21 protein-coding genes are annotated in these 14677 nt (G+C 57.1%); 4 read left to right on the forward strand and 17 right to left on the reverse strand.

Annotated features, from left to right (window positions below; all coding sequences use genetic code 11):
- The first annotated feature begins 137 nt into the window (after nucleotides 1-137).
- A complete protein-coding gene (locus JNK62_00685) occupies nucleotides 138-1472 on the forward strand; it encodes a nucleotide sugar dehydrogenase (protein MBL8158039.1) in 1335 nt (444 codons plus the stop codon).
- On the opposite strand, the gene JNK62_00690 is transcribed toward JNK62_00685, so the two are convergent.
- Together JNK62_00690 and JNK62_00695 are read right to left on the reverse strand one after the other, a co-directional pair.
- Nucleotides 1469-1894, reverse strand: coding sequence for a hypothetical protein (locus JNK62_00690; GenBank protein MBL8158040.1), 426 nt, complete (start codon nucleotides 1892-1894; stop codon nucleotides 1469-1471). The genes JNK62_00685 and JNK62_00690 overlap by 4 nt on opposite strands.
- 40 nt (nucleotides 1895-1934) lie before the next feature.
- Nucleotides 1935-2213, reverse strand: a complete 279-nt coding sequence (locus JNK62_00695) for a hypothetical protein (GenBank protein ID MBL8158041.1) — start codon at nucleotides 2211-2213, stop codon at nucleotides 1935-1937.
- 115 nt (nucleotides 2214-2328) lie between these two features.
- Here JNK62_00695 and JNK62_00700 point away from each other — a divergent pair, with 115 nt between their 5' ends.
- Both JNK62_00700 and tgt read left to right on the forward strand, forming a co-directional pair.
- Complete coding sequence (locus JNK62_00700; protein MBL8158042.1) at nucleotides 2329-2886, forward strand: host-nuclease inhibitor Gam family protein; 558 nt, start codon at nucleotides 2329-2331, stop codon at nucleotides 2884-2886.
- 60 nt (nucleotides 2887-2946) lie between these two features.
- The gene (tgt, locus tag JNK62_00705; protein ID MBL8158043.1) at nucleotides 2947-4092 is read left to right on the forward strand and encodes a tRNA guanosine(34) transglycosylase Tgt; all 1146 of its coding nucleotides are present in this window, start codon (nucleotides 2947-2949) and stop codon (nucleotides 4090-4092) included.
- Here tgt and JNK62_00710 read toward each other — a convergent pair.
- Entirely contained in the window at nucleotides 4089-5627 is a 1539-nt protein-coding gene (locus JNK62_00710; protein MBL8158044.1) for an HlyD family efflux transporter periplasmic adaptor subunit, read from the reverse strand. The two genes, tgt and JNK62_00710, sit on opposite strands and share 4 nt — an antisense overlap.
- A gap of 170 nt (nucleotides 5628-5797) precedes the next feature.
- Here JNK62_00710 and JNK62_00715 point away from each other — a divergent pair, with 170 nt between their 5' ends.
- Nucleotides 5798-6922, forward strand: coding sequence for a CHRD domain-containing protein (locus tag JNK62_00715; GenBank protein ID MBL8158045.1), 1125 nt, complete (start codon nucleotides 5798-5800; stop codon nucleotides 6920-6922).
- Nucleotides 6923-6960: 38 nt separating this feature from the next.
- Here JNK62_00715 and JNK62_00720 read toward each other — a convergent pair whose 3' ends face one another.
- From JNK62_00720 to JNK62_00785, 14 genes are all read right to left on the reverse strand, one after another.
- A complete protein-coding gene (locus JNK62_00720) occupies nucleotides 6961-7992 on the reverse strand; it encodes a glycosyltransferase family 4 protein (protein ID MBL8158046.1) in 1032 nt (343 codons plus the stop codon).
- Nucleotides 7993-8152: 160 nt separating this feature from the next.
- Nucleotides 8153-8656 (reverse strand): hypothetical protein, encoded by a 504-nt coding sequence (locus tag JNK62_00725; protein ID MBL8158047.1) that lies wholly within the window; start codon nucleotides 8654-8656, stop codon nucleotides 8153-8155.
- 77 nt (nucleotides 8657-8733) lie between these two features.
- Nucleotides 8734-9249, reverse strand: a complete 516-nt coding sequence (locus tag JNK62_00730; protein ID MBL8158048.1) for a hypothetical protein — start codon at nucleotides 9247-9249, stop codon at nucleotides 8734-8736.
- 1 nt (nucleotide 9250) lies between these two features.
- A complete protein-coding gene (locus JNK62_00735; GenBank protein MBL8158049.1) occupies nucleotides 9251-9502 on the reverse strand; it encodes a hypothetical protein in 252 nt (83 codons plus the stop codon).
- On the reverse strand, nucleotides 9499-9642 hold the full coding sequence (locus tag JNK62_00740) for a hypothetical protein (protein ID MBL8158050.1): 144 nt from the start codon (nucleotides 9640-9642) through the stop codon (nucleotides 9499-9501). The genes JNK62_00735 and JNK62_00740 overlap by 4 nt, the downstream gene beginning before the upstream one ends.
- Entirely contained in the window at nucleotides 9639-10103 is a 465-nt protein-coding gene (locus JNK62_00745) for a pyridoxamine 5'-phosphate oxidase family protein (GenBank protein ID MBL8158051.1), read from the reverse strand. The genes JNK62_00740 and JNK62_00745 overlap by 4 nt, the downstream gene beginning before the upstream one ends.
- 4 nt (nucleotides 10104-10107) lie before the next feature.
- A complete protein-coding gene (locus JNK62_00750) occupies nucleotides 10108-10626 on the reverse strand; it encodes a hypothetical protein (GenBank protein MBL8158052.1) in 519 nt (172 codons plus the stop codon).
- A gap of 7 nt (nucleotides 10627-10633) precedes the next feature.
- Complete coding sequence (locus JNK62_00755) at nucleotides 10634-10858, reverse strand: hypothetical protein (protein ID MBL8158053.1); 225 nt, start codon at nucleotides 10856-10858, stop codon at nucleotides 10634-10636.
- A gap of 61 nt (nucleotides 10859-10919) precedes the next feature.
- The gene (locus tag JNK62_00760; GenBank protein MBL8158054.1) at nucleotides 10920-11153 is read right to left on the reverse strand and encodes a DUF167 domain-containing protein; all 234 of its coding nucleotides are present in this window, start codon (nucleotides 11151-11153) and stop codon (nucleotides 10920-10922) included.
- Nucleotides 11143-11406, reverse strand: coding sequence for a PspC domain-containing protein (locus JNK62_00765; protein MBL8158055.1), 264 nt, complete (start codon nucleotides 11404-11406; stop codon nucleotides 11143-11145). The genes JNK62_00760 and JNK62_00765 overlap by 11 nt, the downstream gene beginning before the upstream one ends.
- Nucleotides 11407-11473: 67 nt before the next feature.
- Complete coding sequence (locus JNK62_00770) at nucleotides 11474-12040, reverse strand: hypothetical protein (protein MBL8158056.1); 567 nt, start codon at nucleotides 12038-12040, stop codon at nucleotides 11474-11476.
- 73 nt (nucleotides 12041-12113) lie between these two features.
- Nucleotides 12114-12914: an ABC transporter permease gene (locus JNK62_00775; GenBank protein MBL8158057.1), complete on the reverse strand. Its 801-nt coding sequence runs from the start codon at nucleotides 12912-12914 to the stop codon at nucleotides 12114-12116.
- A 1-nt stretch (nucleotide 12915) separates the two neighbouring features.
- Nucleotides 12916-13650 carry a heme ABC exporter ATP-binding protein CcmA gene (gene ccmA / locus JNK62_00780; GenBank protein ID MBL8158058.1) on the reverse strand — a complete coding sequence of 245 codons (735 nt, stop codon included), beginning with the start codon at nucleotides 13648-13650 and terminating at the stop codon, nucleotides 12916-12918.
- Between the two features lie 9 nt (nucleotides 13651-13659).
- The gene (locus tag JNK62_00785; GenBank protein ID MBL8158059.1) at nucleotides 13660-14667 is read right to left on the reverse strand and encodes a DoxX family membrane protein; all 1008 of its coding nucleotides are present in this window, start codon (nucleotides 14665-14667) and stop codon (nucleotides 13660-13662) included.
- Between the last annotated feature and the right edge of the window lie 10 nt (nucleotides 14668-14677).

The following is a 14677-nucleotide window of genomic DNA, read 5'->3' on the forward strand; positions in this document are numbered from 1 at the left end:
CCGGGGTTTTCAAATGATCAAGGATCAAGAATGTATCCGCAGCGTACGATACGACACTACTACAACAAACATTTTGCTTGCGTGCGAGAGGATATTTCATGCTATACTCCTCGACAAGGAAACTGGCGTACGCCGAGATGGAAACGCAGCAACGGGAAACCCTTGAACCAATCGCAACGGAACTCACGTCCGCTGCGCTTTCCTATTCAGTGGCCGTTGTCGGCCTCGGCTACGTCGGATTGCCACTCGCCCTCCTCGCCGCCCGCAAGGGTCATCGCGTGGTGGGTATCGATGTAAGCGAAAAGAAGGTCGCCTCTATTCGTGGCGGGACTTCGCCGTTTTATGACGAAGCGATCACCCGCCACCTTGCCGAAACCAAGCTCGAAGCCGACACCGATTTCGTGCGCATTCGCGATGCCGAAATCGTCATTGTCTGCGTTCCGACGCCGGTGCGTGACGATCATTCGCCCGATCTCGATCCCCTCATCAAGGCGTGCGAATCGATCGCGCCGCACCTCTCACAAGGTTCGCTTATCGTCATTGAATCTACGGTGAACCCCGGCATCTGCGACACGATCGTTATCCCGACTCTCGAGCAGCATTCCAATCTCGTTGCAGGACGTGATTTCATGGTCTCCCACTGTCCTGAGCGCGTAAACCCGGGCGATGATCGCTGGGGCGTCGACAACATCAACCGCGTCGCCGGCTCTCTCACGCCACAGGGTCTTGAGAAAACGCTCCTCTTTTATCGCTCGATCGTGGACGGCGAGGTGCGGCCGATGGGCTCCCTCAAGGAGGCCGAAGCAGTAAAAATCGTCGAAAACACGTTCCGTGATATCAACATCGCATTTGTGAACGAACTCGCAATGTCGTTCGACCGAATGGGCATCGACATCGTCAATGTCATCGACGCGGCATCGACCAAGCCATTTGCTTTCATGCCGCACTACCCCGGCTGTGGCGTCGGCGGCCACTGCATTCCGGTTGATCCGTACTACCTCATCGAAGAAGGACGCCGTCATGGATTCGATCACGAATTCCTCGCCCTCGCTCGCCGTATCAACAACCGCATGCCGATCCATACCGTCGACATACTCGAGAAAATGCTCTCTGAAGCTGGTATCGCGCTCTCCGATGCCCGCATCGCGGTCCTCGGTCTCGCCTACAAGGCTGACATCGACGACATGCGCGAGAGCCCAGCACACGACATCCTGAATGAGCTCACCGCGCGCGGCGCTACGCCGGTCGCCTTTGATCCGTACGTGCAGGACGACCGCTACGCATCTTCGCTTGATGAGGCGCTTCTGGGCGCTCAGGCAGCCATCATCGCGACACCGCACAAAGCATTCCGCAATATGCACCCGCGCGACTTCCTCGACCGCGGCGTAGAAATCGTCCTCGACGGCAAGAACTGCCTGCCGAAGAAACTGTTCCTCGATTCAGGAATTACGTTCAAGGGAATCGGTCGCTAGCTGCGCGCCTTCTTCTTTGCAGCTTTCTTTTTAGCTGTCGGTCGCTTCTTTGCAGCAGTCTTCTTCGGTGCGATGCGGACGCCGAGGCGGCTCTTTACGACCTTCCCTGCATCCTGCCAGCTTTTCTGGACCGCGCTCACGAATTCCCGCACATCCTTCGGATCGAGTTCGCGCGCGGTCTCATAGCGCTTCGCTACCTCGTCGATGACGCGGCGGATATTCTGATCGGTATACGCCGCGCTCTTCAGACGTTTCGCCTCGTGGACGATCTCGCGCTCCGCACGACGCATCCATGCGCCGACCTTACGGCGATGCGCGGATGCCTTCTCACTGCCGTAGAGATAATACGCTCCAGCCGCCGCCGCCATAGTCGCTCCCGCGGCTCCGAGAGCAGCTGCGGTCTTCTTTGTGGTTTGCTTCATAGTGAAAAGATTAGATGTATTAATTGTTTAATAAGCATGATTATCGGCGCCGGCGTTTCTTCTTCGGCTGCGTGATGAGATCAGCGACCACCTCGGCCGCGAGTCCGGCACCTTTGGCGAGCGCGCTCTCCCCGCTATCCTCACGTGCTTCTTCCAATTCCTCGATGATCTCCTCCCCTTCCTGCTGGACTTTCTGCGAAAGATCACGCACTCGTCGGAGGATGTCGAGAAGATAATAGGCGATGGCGATGAGGATGGCGGCGATCGCGAGATCTGCGATTGCTTCCACGACCTGTGCGATGGAAACTAACGTGCTCACTCTTCAGAATGTAGCACTCTGATGATTGAGAAATCATGAAGATTGCGTGCTTCACAAACACATGGTGATGATGTAATAATCCTGCCCAGCCAGATGTTCTTGAAAGGAGCACACGATGAAAAGTCCACAGAAGGACGCGAATATCATCACGACCGTCGCGCAAGCTATGCGGAGGCAGTTCACCATCAGAACCGTCCTGCGGGATATGTGGTGGGCGGAACAACTTGCGAGCGCACGGATTCAGCGGGCAAATCAGCAGAAGGAGGATCGTCTCGGCTTCCTCAGGGAAAGACTCCGTGGACTTATCGATCCGCTGGTCGCCTTCGTACGGAAAGAACGTGATTCCCTAGCGGATCCGAAGAATCCGAAGATGATCCGCCTGGCGGGCGGTACCATCGAACGGACGGCAGCGCACCGCATCACCGTCACCGACGAAGATGCCGCGCTCGCCGCGCTCAAGAGGATGAAAAAGAAGCATCCGGATGCAATCAGGACGAAACTCGAGATCAATAAACTGTACCTGCACGCGCATCCGGAGCTCGTGGATGCGATTCCGGGAATCGAGTGGGACGATACGCCCGCACTCACCTTCAGCTTCCTGGATAACGACGCCCGCATCGAATACACGGACGATGACGTGCTAACCATCACGCTTCCTCGTCGGCAGAAATGACTCAAAGCCCCGTCTTCCGCGGGGCTTTTCTTTCAGTCATCCTGCTGATAGTCTGTCGTGATGTTCAAATTCAAGGTTCTGAAGCAATCGAAAAAGAGCCGCGCCCGTCTCGGTGTCATCTCTACACCCCATGGCGAGGTCGAGACCCCGACGTTCATTCCGGTCGCGACGCGGGCCACGGTGCGCACCCTCGATACCGATGAGATCGCGGAAGTGGGCTCGCAGATGCTCATCGCGAACACCTACCACCTCCACCTCGCTCCTGGCGAAGATATCGTCAAGAAAGCAGGCGGCATCCATGGCTACATGCAGTGGGATAAGCCCCTCATGACGGATAGCGGCGGGTTCCAGGTCTTCTCGCTCGGCTTCGGGCGCGATCACGGCGTCGGAAAGATCCTCAAAGACGAAAAGGAGCGCTCGATCGAAACCGGCGCACAGCCGGTTGCGGTGAAGATCACTCCAGATGGCGTGCATTTCCGCTCCCCTATCGACGGAAAACAGCACTACCTCTCCCCGAAGGTCTCCGTCGGCATCCAGGAGAAACTCGGCGCCGATATCATCTTCGCGTTCGATGAATGCCCATCCCCCCTCGCGAGCGAGGACTACATGCGTAAATCGCTTGAGACCACACACCGCTGGGCCAAGGAATCACTTGATGCACGCAAGAATGCGAAGAAGCAGGCCATGTACGGCATCGTGCAGGGCGGCGCGTTCAAGCACTTACGTCTCGAGAGCGCGAGAGCGATCGGCGCCATGGACGGTTTTGAAGGCTTCGGTTTCGGCGGCGAATTCGGCTACAACAAGGCGCAGCTCAAGAAAGGCGTGAGCGAGGTCGTTGATGCTCTCCCTTCGCACAAGCCACGCCACGTCCTCGGCATCGGCCATCCGGAAGATTTCCCGATCATCGCCCAAGCAGGCGGTGACACCTTCGACTGCATCGCTCCCACGCACTACGCACGTCGCGGCGTCATCTTCACCTCGAAGGGTCGCATTGATTTGCGCAAGCCGCGCTTCCTCAAAGAATTAAAACCCCTTGATCCGAACTGCAAGTGCATGATCTGCCAGAACTACACACGCAGCTATATCTCGCACCTTCTGCGCGGCCACGAACTCTCGGGCCTCAAGCTCGCCACCTACCACAACCTCTTCTTCTTCAACAATCTCGCGAAGACGATGCGCAAGCGCATCAAGGACGGCGACCTCTAATCCTCGAGGAAACGCACGCTTGCGTGCATCCCCGGGTGTATACGATCATCCGGATCAAGCGCGACGGTTACCGCAAAACTGACGAATCCGTCGGTATTTTTCTCGCCTTTGCCGATTTCCGCGACACGCCCCTTCAGCTGGATATCCGTTCCTTCGAATGCAACAAGGGCGGGTTGTCCGACGTTCGTGCGCACGACCTGTCCTTGTGCGAGATACACCACCACAAGCGTGTCTCGCGCGAGAAGTCTCGCGACCACCTCCCCATCATCCACATACTGGGCTTTTTTCTTCTCGATACTCGCGATGACGCCACTGAACGGTGCCCGTACTTCGTAATTCGAGAGTGTGCCCTTCGCATCATCGAGCCGGTTACGCGCACGCGTCACCTCCAGCTCCGCGGCTTTCCGCTCAGCGTCAGAGGCTGAGATGCGTGTCTGTGCAGCGTCTCCCCCTTCTGAAGCTGCGCGCGCCATGCGGATCCCCTCGATGGATCCATTGAGAAGCGCGAGCTGATCGGTCAGCTGGGAGGAGTAGTTCGAAAGCGCATCAGTATATTCCTGGAAGACCGGTGGTTCCGTATATCTCAGTGACCGGAAATGATTCTGTTCGAATGAAAATAATTCGTTGACTGCTTTCGTCGCATCCGAGAGCGCACCGATCGCCTCTTGGGACTGGATGAGCAGCGCCCACATCTCTTCGTCGCTCGAATTGCTTGAGATGCGATGGTATTGATCGGCGGCCCGCTGGTATTTTTCCTTCGCCGCCAGATACCGATCACCTGCACGAGTACTGACGTCGTCGATGGCCTCGTTGTCCTCACTGATGCGCTGCGCATGCGCCATCAGGTAATCGACGCCATCGTCCGAAAATCCGCTGCCATAGAGCATGCCTGAGAGTCCCGAGACGAGATCCGGCAGCGTCAGATAGATCTCCGTCATCTGAATGTAGGCATCATCAAAGAGACCGGGGATGGACGCGGCCGCTTCGCGACGAGACGATGAATCATCGGGAGCGGAGGCAGCCTCGGAACCCACCTGCGCGAGCGCGAGTTCGGCACGAGCGAGCTCCGCTTCCGCATCGCGTACGTTCCGCCGTGCTTCCACATCATCAATGCGGACGATAACCGCACCCTCTTCGACAAAATCGCCCACACGCCCGACGACTTCCTCGACGAGTCCGCCTGCCCGTGATGAGAGCGAGAGTTCGCGCGCCGGCACCGTATCCCCATCAGCGATAACGCCCGCAATCGCTGCAGGCGGCATATCCCCTTCGAGGGAGAACGGCAGCATCGCGACCAGCGAATTCCGGAACTCTCCCGGAGTCGATACGCCCATGGCGACACCGAAGCTCGCAAGGATGAGAAGGAGCCCTGCAATCGCCACCGAGGCGCGCACGCCACCGGCCGCAACCGCCGCTGATTGCGTGTGATGCGTACGGAAATTATTCCATCGATCACGTACGGAGGTCTTCGTCGTATTCAGTAATTCAGTCAGATTCGATCGTTTCATCCATGACGGCATACCTACTATTTTCATGCGCAATCTATAGCGTGGCAAGGAGAATTCCGCATGAAGCCATCATTCAGCGGGACTGTAAATGATTCCGTGCGCATGATTCGCTCCCGGAGCGCGCACGCATTCACGGCAGTCTAATCTCATCAATCTAGAGTACGTACGTCGCGCATTACTAGCATCTAAGCGCCCAAATGGCGCATTACGACGATATGCATTCGAAACACTATTCAGAAGATTATAAGGATATATTCCTCGCACTCGGGATCCTCACCGCGGCGATCCTTGCCTTGGGCGCTACCACCGCCTACGCGGATACCAACGACCAGGACTGGGAGAATCGTGACGAGGCACGGAATATCGATGTGCAGCTCTCGGGGTCGAAGGAGGTACCTTCGGTCAATACCGATACCACGGGACGATACTGGCTCGACTTCGACAAAGACGGCTCCGACATGACCAGTCGGCTTGATGTCTACGACGGAGATGAAATCACCGCCGCCCACCTCCATTGCGCGGAGCCGGGCGAGAACGGTCCTCCCGTCGTGACGCTGTTCGAAGACTCGAACGGCACTGACGTGGATGGCCAGCTCGTCAGCGGCTCGATCGATGATACCGATATCGATGACGCGAACTGCCAGTCGGAGATCGGCTATGACATCGACAATGTTCAGGACCTTGCCCGCGTTATCAATGACGGCAAGATCTATGTGAACGTGCACTCACAGGCACGCCCTGAAGGACTGATCCGCGCGGATCTTCCGGAAGGTCAGCGCAATGACGATAATGGTCATGGCGGCTGGAATGGATCAGATGATCACGGCTGGGATTCCAATGATCACGGCTGGAAGGACGATGACCGTGACGGAAAGAACGACTGGTACAAGGATCATGATGGTTCCTGGAAGGACAGCTGCAATGACTGGAGCGATGACAATCACGACGGCAGGCATGACTGGAACAACAAGGAATGGGATCGATGGGAGAAGGATCGATCTGGTTCATGGGATAACAATTCCCACTCCTGGAATGATTCGAAGGATGATCACCATGACTACGATTGGAAGGATTCTGATCATCAGAAGAACAATAACCATGACTGGGACAACCAGAATGACCACGAATGGAAGCACGGAAAGAATGACTGGAATTCCAACGAAAACGATGGTCGTGATGGGAAGGACGGCAACGATGGCCACGACGGCTACAGCAACAACCGGAAGGATGATGGGAACCGATGGGGTGGAAACGATTCGCACACATCGGATCGCATCCTCTCCGACATCAGCGCGCGACTCGGTGTCCGACTCGGTCGCTAGATTGCAACGCAAACCGCCCCGCAAACGGGGCGGTTTCGTTATGCGTGCTCTTCGAGAACCTTCATATACACCGCTTCGTAGCCGTCGGCCATCTTTGTGGCGCTGAAATTCGTGAGCGCCCTCTCTCGACAGACCGCACGATCGATATTGCCGATATTCTCGACCGCCTCGATCATCGTGTCGAGATCCTGCACGACGAATCCGGTCACCCCCGTATCGATGATTTCCGGGATCGAGCCTTTATCAAAGGCCACGACCGGGCACCCCGTCGCCATGGCTTCGATCAGCGTGAGTCCGAACGGCTCCCGCCAGGTGACCGGATGCAGGAAGCAGCGTGCGTTCATCATGAGCTTGTTGCGCTCTTCCTCATTCACCTCTCCGATCCACTGGATGCGATCGCTCAGGCGCGGCTCGATATATTCCTTGAAATACAGCTGATCCTGCGGATCCACCTTTGCGGCAATGATGAGCGGTAGATCCAATTGCTGCGCGACCTCGATCGCGAAGTGCACACCCTTCTCCTGCGAGATGCGGCCGACATAGAGGAGATACTCCCCCATTTCTTCTCCGAACGGATAATCATCCATCGGCAAGCCGTTGTAGACGGTCCCCGCATGATTGAGACTCGGCAGGCTGTACATCTGCGCCTCGGAGATGGTTACGATATGCGGCCCATGCAGCGTTTGGAAAAGCTTTTTCGTTTCTGCATTGAATGCCCCATGCATCGTCATGACGACCGGAGTGGTCGCAAGATTCGCGATAGGAAGGCTTACCGGCGCGAGATGATCGTGGATGATATCGAACTCATCCTGCAGTTCGTAGGCGAGACCGAGGTTAAGAAGCGTCCACGGATTCAGTCCATAGATATCTTTCATCTTCGCCTCGCGGATCCCGCGGGGATAGACGCTTTCAAGCTTGGCTGATGTGAGCGAATCCCCGCTCGCGAACAGGGTCACCTCATGTCCACGCTTCACCAACTCCTCCGTGAGGGCATGGACCATGCGTTCGGTCCCCCCGTATTTCTTGGGAGGTACCCGCTCGACGATCGGGGATATCTGCGCGATGCGCATTTGCCTAAGTGTACGGATGTAAGATGAAAACTGGCTGAGCTTGCAGTAGTAAAAAACCTATGTTATAGTAACGACGGCTTCGCGACGGGTTTCCCTCCCCGCCAAAACGCGAGCCGTGCTGCCCCAGGATCACCTCCCCCGTGATCCTGGGGTTTTCTTTTTACGCGCGCCGTGCCGCCTGTGCTTTTTTGATATTCGCCTTCTGCGCCCTTCGCATGGCGGGAGTCGGCTTCGCTGCTTCCGGCACGTTCCTTGCCGGGTGTGCGCGGAAAATATCGCCCTTCACATGGTATATGTGACCGCTCAGGCTTTTGAGGACAGAACGTGCTTTCTTATCGGTGATGATGAGATGCCCGTTCTTTACGTGAGCATCTTCCTTGGAAATGAGCCACGAGACCGTGTCCCATGAGCCGCTGGATCGTCGTCCGGTTAACCGCTCAAGTCCACCCTTCTCTCCCACATCCTGCACACGGAAACTCGTGAAGTCATTCTTATCCCGCACCACGATCCGATAGAATTTTCCCCCTCCGGTCGAACTGGGTTTCTTGCGGGCCCTCCCTTGCGGCTGCGCGAGCGTGCGCTGCCGTTTCGTCATCCCTCTCCATGCAGCCTGCGCTTTCTTGATGTTCTTCTTCGCGGCCGCGCTCTGCTTTTTCGTTGCCATAGCGAATACATGAACTCATAATGCACCCACTATAGCACTCGAGGACGCCTGTAATGAACGTGACGCACGCAACCGGCTTACCCGCGCACGTACGCGAGAAGCGGTTCAAGATTCTGTTTCTTCACGCCGTCGAACGGCTTGAACCCTTCGTAGGCCGCCTTGTTCTCCGGTGTCCGATTGAAAAGGTATCTCAGATAGAGCATCGTCTGCGGGACGGCGACCAGGAAACGATCCTTGAGATCGAGATCCATCGCCCTGCCGAGAAGGCCGAAATGGACGATCTTCTCGCGGATATCCGCAGGGACATTATCGGTATAGAACTTCTCCTCCGCCGGTCCCGGACCGGCTCCCGAGACGGTAAAAAGGATCACCTCCTTGTTCCGCAGCACGTTCCATTCATCGAGGAGGAATTTCACGCCGACGATCTTCCCCATATGCAGATAGCCGCCGATGATGACGCGATCAAAACGCGCGAGATCGGTCACCGCTATATCGGAGACATGCTTCAATTCCGCACCGATTTCAGCGGCGACCCATTCCGCATACTGTTTCGTCGATCCGTATTTACTCTCGTACACGACGAGCGTAGCCATATCATTCCTCTCCTTCCATCTCCGCCAGACGCGTGTAGTAATCGGGCAATTCCTTCAGATGGGCCAGAGCGATCTTGCCGGTTGTCGTAAGATCATCGTCCGTCACGTTCGTCTGCGGGTCGCGCGCTCCGTGCTCGAGCTCGACGGCAAGGCCGAGGCGGAACTGTTCGAGGTCGACGACGGTCCAATCGATACCGATACCCTCCCCGATGGTTCGCGCTTCGTCTGCAGTGAATTCACGCTTCATAATCACTTCTTGAATATCTGGTAGCCGCCGAGGAGTCCGAGCGCGGCGGTCGCTATCACGATGGAGACCGAAGGATCGATCATGGCGCTCCCGAGGACGAGGATGGCGGCCAATATCGAGAGTATGCCGTGATGCTTATCGCTCATACCGTCAGCGGGATATCGATGATCACGTTCTCGGTTCCCGATGCATTCGTCGTGTAATCCGCCCAACGGACCGACTTCGGTTGGATCCAGATGATCGCCGTCGCATCATTATCGAGCTTCGTGATGGGTGCGTAATACCGGCTGTTCGACGTGAGGGCTTTCATGAGATCCATCCCATGTGCGCCGATCTCCTCCGGATGCTGCAGCGCGCTCGCGACACCCTCGATCTGGATGGTCTGCGGAACATCCTGGCGCCCTACCGTGAATGCGACCGCAGGATGTTCCTGCAGGTTCGCGAATTTCCTGCTTGTCTTGAGGGTGACAAAAAAGATATTGAACGCGTCATCTGCCACGTAGTAGATCGCGCTGCCATGCGGCTTGTCGTCCGATGTGACCGTAGAAAGCACTCCGGCCTGATGCTCCTTGAGGAAAGCGAGCGCTGCGGTTCGCGCGTCTGCCATACGATTATTCTACCACCAAACGGCCGCCCTCGATCTTCGCGCGAAGCGTTATTCCCACGGAAGGCTGTACCGCCATCGGTTCATCTGGTTTGCGATCAGCGTAGTTGACGATCACTTTTCCGTCCTGGATCTCGGTGGACTGTGGCGCCACGCGATCCCCGAGAAGTATGCCGTTGGTGCCGCGATACCCTTCACCATCCTTGAGTGCCGCAACGACGTACACGAACGTGCCGCTTCCCCCGCCGTTCTGGATAAGGATGAATGCGCTGTCTTCGTCGCCATCACCGTCGAGATCACCCTTCGCTTCGTTGCCGAAATATGCCGTGATCGTCTTGGATGTCGGCGTGTCCTCCACGATGGAGTTACCGTCGGTGAGCGTCACCTGCTTTTCCTGGATCTCGTAGGTCGCGTTCTTAGGGGTGCTCGCGAGCGGTTCGTGCCCGCCCGCGGGCGGCGCACTGTAGAGATAAAACCCGACGCCGATGATGATAAGGATCAAGAGACCGAAGATGAAACGTAGCATGGTGGTTTTATAAATCTTGAAGGACTTGTAAATCTCCGGCTTCGATCATGCTCGTATACGAGCTCATTGCTTTCGGCACGGCATAGATGAGGCCGAAGAGCGGCAACACGAGTAACACGATGGTCACCCAGAACATGATCTGCATATAGCGACGCGTGGCGAGCACTGCTTCCCTGATCTCTTCGATCTTTGCTTCCTGCTGCTGAAGCTTTTGCGCGAGCTCGGTATCCATAGCGACAAGTGTAGCAAGGATTGCCGTGAGAGATAAGAATACCTACGCCAAATCGGGCAGATCACGCGACGATCCGGAATCGTTTGTTCGGCGATCGCACTCCGGCTTCGAGCCGCACCTTCTGGACGGCGACGCCGAAATGCCGCGCAAGAAGCTCGCGCACGCGATCATTCGCACGGTTCTCTTCTGCCGGCTCTTTGACTGCTATCTCGAACTGCGTCGGTTTCAGCTCGAACGATTCCTTCCGTGCACCGGCACGGACTTTGACGCGTATGCTTTTCCCGCTATTCGGCATCCGGGTGGTGCTGGGACTCGGTGGTGTCGTGATGCTCAGCCTTGGTTGCATGAGCAGGTGCGTGCGGCGGCAGCGGCATGATGACGATCGCAAGGATGTACGCGATCACTCCCGGGAAGATGCCCGTGAAGATGACGATGAGCATCCAGAAGAGGCGCAGGAGCGTCGCGTCGATATTGAAATACTCGGCGATGCCGCCGCAGACGCCCGCAAGGAGCTTGTTCGAAGTACTGCGATAGAGCTTCTTCTCCAACATATCTGCATGCTACCACCGGCTGGAACATAAGAAAACCCCGAGCGATTTCTCGCTCGGGGGTATGTCATGCCGCTTTCACGGCTCGCAGGCCGCCGCGCAGCAGCGCACGCTCATCTTCCGTGAACAATGACGCCATCTCGCGGACATGCCTGATGAGAGCCTTGTCGTCGGAGCTGAGGATCAGCCTGATGAGCATCTCGCGATACGCATCGTTATAGCGACGGAGCCGTCGTCGCTTCCAACGCTCTCGTGCTTCGTGCGGGAACGTGGCCCCGACACTGCGCAGAAGCTCCCACGTACGCGAGAACGACTCGCGATCAAGCGACGGGTGCCGCAGCCCGCTTTTGAGCAACGTCATCCGGCCGGCCCGCGTCGCCCCGATCGTCGGCGTGTCGGCATCGCCGAAGACGAAAAACGCCTTGAGTGCGGCTTCGGCGTCACCGAGCCGGGTGAGCACCTGCACGAAGCGTTCGGGAGCCATCTGGACGAGCGCAAGGGCGACCATCTCCTTCAGATAGCGTTTCGACTGGTCGGAGGTGTCGCCGGAGTCGTAGTTACGACGATAGAAATCAGCGGCATGATGCCCGCCATATTTCTCGAGCAACTCGACTCCCTTCTTCGAGAACAGCATTAAAGAACTCCTTTGGCTGTTTCGCTGCATCTGCAGCAGCAAGTAAAATACAATGTATATTGAGGAACGTCAACTACGCGACCGTCTCCGCACTGTAGCGCGCGATGAGGCCGGTGCGCACTGCGCGTCGGTAGACGCTCACGAAGAATGCGTATGAGAGCGCGATATAAAAGACGCCGAGAATAGAGCCGATGACGAGCGCGCCCGATTCGATCCCCTTCCCCGCAACGACCGCACGGACACCGTCGAACACATACGTCGGCGGGAGCGCTTTACCGATGAGCTGCATCCAGTGCGGCAGCGTTTCGATCGGATAGAAGACGCCGACGAATGGCGCGACGATGGCCGGCAGCGGCCAGATGAACCACTCCGCCGATGGACCGAAACGCAAAACCAATGCGACGCCGAAGATGCCGAGCGCCACACCTGAGAGGAATAGAACAAGGAGGAACGGGAGCGAAAGGAGTCCGTACGAGGTGATCGTGAATCCGAACAGGAATCCGCCGGCGATCAGCATGCCGATGAATCCGATCGCGCTCGTCCCCACCGTCGAGACCACCATGCCAGAGACGTATTCACGGATGGAAAGCGGTGAAGCGAACATATTGAGGAAGTTGCGCGACCACACATCCTCGAAGAACGTCATAGTCACACCCGTCATGACGCGGGAGAGGAAATCCCAGAGGATGATGGCGCCGAGAAGGACCGGAATGAGATCGCCTCCCGGAGATACTTCGTTCAGGTATTTACTGATGAACCCCCAGAGCACGATGTCGAGGAACGGCCAGAGGAAGATCTGGAGTGTGCGCGTCGGATTATCCCTCGTGAGGTAGTACTGACGCAGTACGATGGCGAAGATGCGGGTCCAGCTCATATCAGTCGGAAAGAGAAAGCGGCTCGCGCGCGACGGTGATGAATAATTCCTCGAGATTCTTCTTGCCGCGCTGCGCCGGTAACTCACGCGGATTCCCTTCCAAGAGGATGTTTCCATGCGAGACGAAGAGCACGCGGTCGCACACATCGGTGACCTCATGCATGTTGTGCGAGGTCCACAGGACCGTTCCGCCTTTCGCGGCGTACTCGCGGATCTTCTCGCGCACGAGCTGCGCCGACGACGGATCGAGCGAGGCCGTCGGTTCATCCAGAAGAAGCAGCTGCGGCTCGTTAAGGAATGCCTTCGCGAGCGTGACGCGCGTCTGCTCACCCGAGGAAAGGACGCCTGCTTTCGTGTGCTCGAATTTTTTGAGATCCAACTCACGCATCACCGCTTCGATGCGGTCGCTCAGATGCTCGACCTCGTAGATACGCCCGAAGACATTGAGATTCTGTCGCACCGTGAGATTGCCGGGGAGCTGCGCATAGACTGCGGCGAAATTCGTGACTTTAAGCGCATTCGTGCGATCTCGCTGGACATCGTGACCGCCGATGGTGATCGAGCCTTCGCTCGGCTCCAAGATTCCGAGGATCATGCTGATCGTGGTCGTCTTACCCGCCCCATTCGGACCGAGGAGTCCCACGATCTCCCCCTTGGCGACCGAGAACGAGATGCCGGTAACGGCTTCCTTCTCGCCATAGCGTTTCTTCAGATCACGGACACGCAAGACTGACATCACGGGATTCTAGCGTCTTTTTGCTGACTGTACGAGCCTGAAATGATTCCCTGCGCCGAAGAGGAGTATGAGGATGATCGCAGCGAAATGCGGCAAGTGTCCGGTGAGTTCGATCGGTCCCAAGAGGAATATCGGGATGCTGAATATCGTCGCGACGACGAGCGCATTGAGGCGCGTCATGATGCCGAGAATGAAGATGAGCCCGAAGAGCGACTCCACCGCACCGGCGGAAAGCGTGAAGAGATAGTCGGAATACGGGAGCCCTGCCAAGGCCATGAAATTCCAATCGTACTGGCGGAGGAAATTGAGACCGAATTCCGGATGCAGGATTTTTTCCGTAAAGCCCAGAATGAAAAGGGTCGCCCCCGTGCCGAGACGCAGGAGCGGCAATGCATACGAGCGATATGTATGCGCAAGAGGCGCCACGGCGCGGAACGAGACGAGGCTGAAGTAGTCGTTCCCCATGATGAATACGAACGCGGCAGTCGAGAGTATCCAGACATCCTCGATCATCGGGATGACGCCGATGACCGGAATGCCGATGAACCAAAGCGCCGCGAGCAGGATGGCGGCGAGACGCGCATAGATACCGAGGAGGAATGCGAGGCCGATGAGGAATTGCAGATAGACGAAGAGCGGCGCGATCCCGAGATCTATCGCGAGATTCGGCGAGAACAGGAACCCATGGGTCCCGGCGATCATGAGGAACGCGCCCGCCATCATCGTGAACGCCGATGCTGCACGATCAAACGAGTGCACTGCGCGTGGTTGCAGGAATCTCAGCGAGAGATACCCTCGCCGTTCAAGCCAGTACCCGATGCCGACCGTTGCAGCTACGATGATCGTCCACGCACCGAGATAGAGGCCTGTCGGTTCTGATGCTTTGTACGGAAGCAGTTCTTCGTGTGCAAACCAGCGTGTGTGCGCGGTCGTCACCGTCGGCACGATGAACATGAGAAGGCTGACGTAGAAGAACCGCTTGAGCATCATCGTATTGTCGCGTGATTCCTCGCTCACCGCACTCCCC

Source organism: bacterium, assembly GCA_016789445.1.
Lineage (GTDB): Bacteria > Patescibacteriota > Minisyncoccia > Phycocordibacterales > UBA2100 > UBA10103.

What these genes read in the sequence shown, in the direction of transcription:
- JNK62_00755 (MBL8158053.1), bottom strand. Translation starts at nt 10,858, where the DNA reads ATGGATACCGAGCTCGCGCAAAAGCTTCAGCAGCAGGAAGCAAAGATC.
- tgt (MBL8158043.1), top strand. Translation starts at nt 2,947, where the DNA reads ATGTTCAAATTCAAGGTTCTGAAGCAATCGAAAAAGAGCCGCGCCCGT.
- JNK62_00715 (MBL8158045.1), top strand. Translation starts at nt 5,798, where the DNA reads ATGGCGCATTACGACGATATGCATTCGAAACACTATTCAGAAGATTAT.
- JNK62_00690 (MBL8158040.1), bottom strand. Translation starts at nt 1,894, where the DNA reads ATGAAGCAAACCACAAAGAAGACCGCAGCTGCTCTCGGAGCCGCGGGA.
- JNK62_00685 (MBL8158039.1), top strand. Translation starts at nt 138, where the DNA reads ATGGAAACGCAGCAACGGGAAACCCTTGAACCAATCGCAACGGAACTC.
- JNK62_00700 (MBL8158042.1), top strand. Translation starts at nt 2,329, where the DNA reads ATGAAAAGTCCACAGAAGGACGCGAATATCATCACGACCGTCGCGCAA.
- JNK62_00725 (MBL8158047.1), bottom strand. Translation starts at nt 8,656, where the DNA reads ATGGCAACGAAAAAGCAGAGCGCGGCCGCGAAGAAGAACATCAAGAAA.
- JNK62_00730 (MBL8158048.1), bottom strand. Translation starts at nt 9,249, where the DNA reads ATGGCTACGCTCGTCGTGTACGAGAGTAAATACGGATCGACGAAACAG.
- JNK62_00740 (MBL8158050.1), bottom strand. Translation starts at nt 9,642, where the DNA reads ATGAGCGATAAGCATCACGGCATACTCTCGATATTGGCCGCCATCCTC.
- ccmA (MBL8158058.1), bottom strand. Translation starts at nt 13,650, where the DNA reads ATGTCAGTCTTGCGTGTCCGTGATCTGAAGAAACGCTATGGCGAGAAG.
- JNK62_00750 (MBL8158052.1), bottom strand. Translation starts at nt 10,626, where the DNA reads ATGCTACGTTTCATCTTCGGTCTCTTGATCCTTATCATCATCGGCGTC.
- JNK62_00720 (MBL8158046.1), bottom strand. Translation starts at nt 7,992, where the DNA reads ATGCGCATCGCGCAGATATCCCCGATCGTCGAGCGGGTACCTCCCAAG.
- JNK62_00760 (MBL8158054.1), bottom strand. Translation starts at nt 11,153, where the DNA reads ATGCCGAATAGCGGGAAAAGCATACGCGTCAAAGTCCGTGCCGGTGCA.
- JNK62_00770 (MBL8158056.1), bottom strand. Translation starts at nt 12,040, where the DNA reads ATGCTGTTCTCGAAGAAGGGAGTCGAGTTGCTCGAGAAATATGGCGGG.
- JNK62_00745 (MBL8158051.1), bottom strand. Translation starts at nt 10,103, where the DNA reads ATGGCAGACGCGCGAACCGCAGCGCTCGCTTTCCTCAAGGAGCATCAG.
- JNK62_00710 (MBL8158044.1), bottom strand. Translation starts at nt 5,627, where the DNA reads ATGAAAATAGTAGGTATGCCGTCATGGATGAAACGATCGAATCTGACT.
- JNK62_00775 (MBL8158057.1), bottom strand. Translation starts at nt 12,914, where the DNA reads ATGAGCTGGACCCGCATCTTCGCCATCGTACTGCGTCAGTACTACCTC.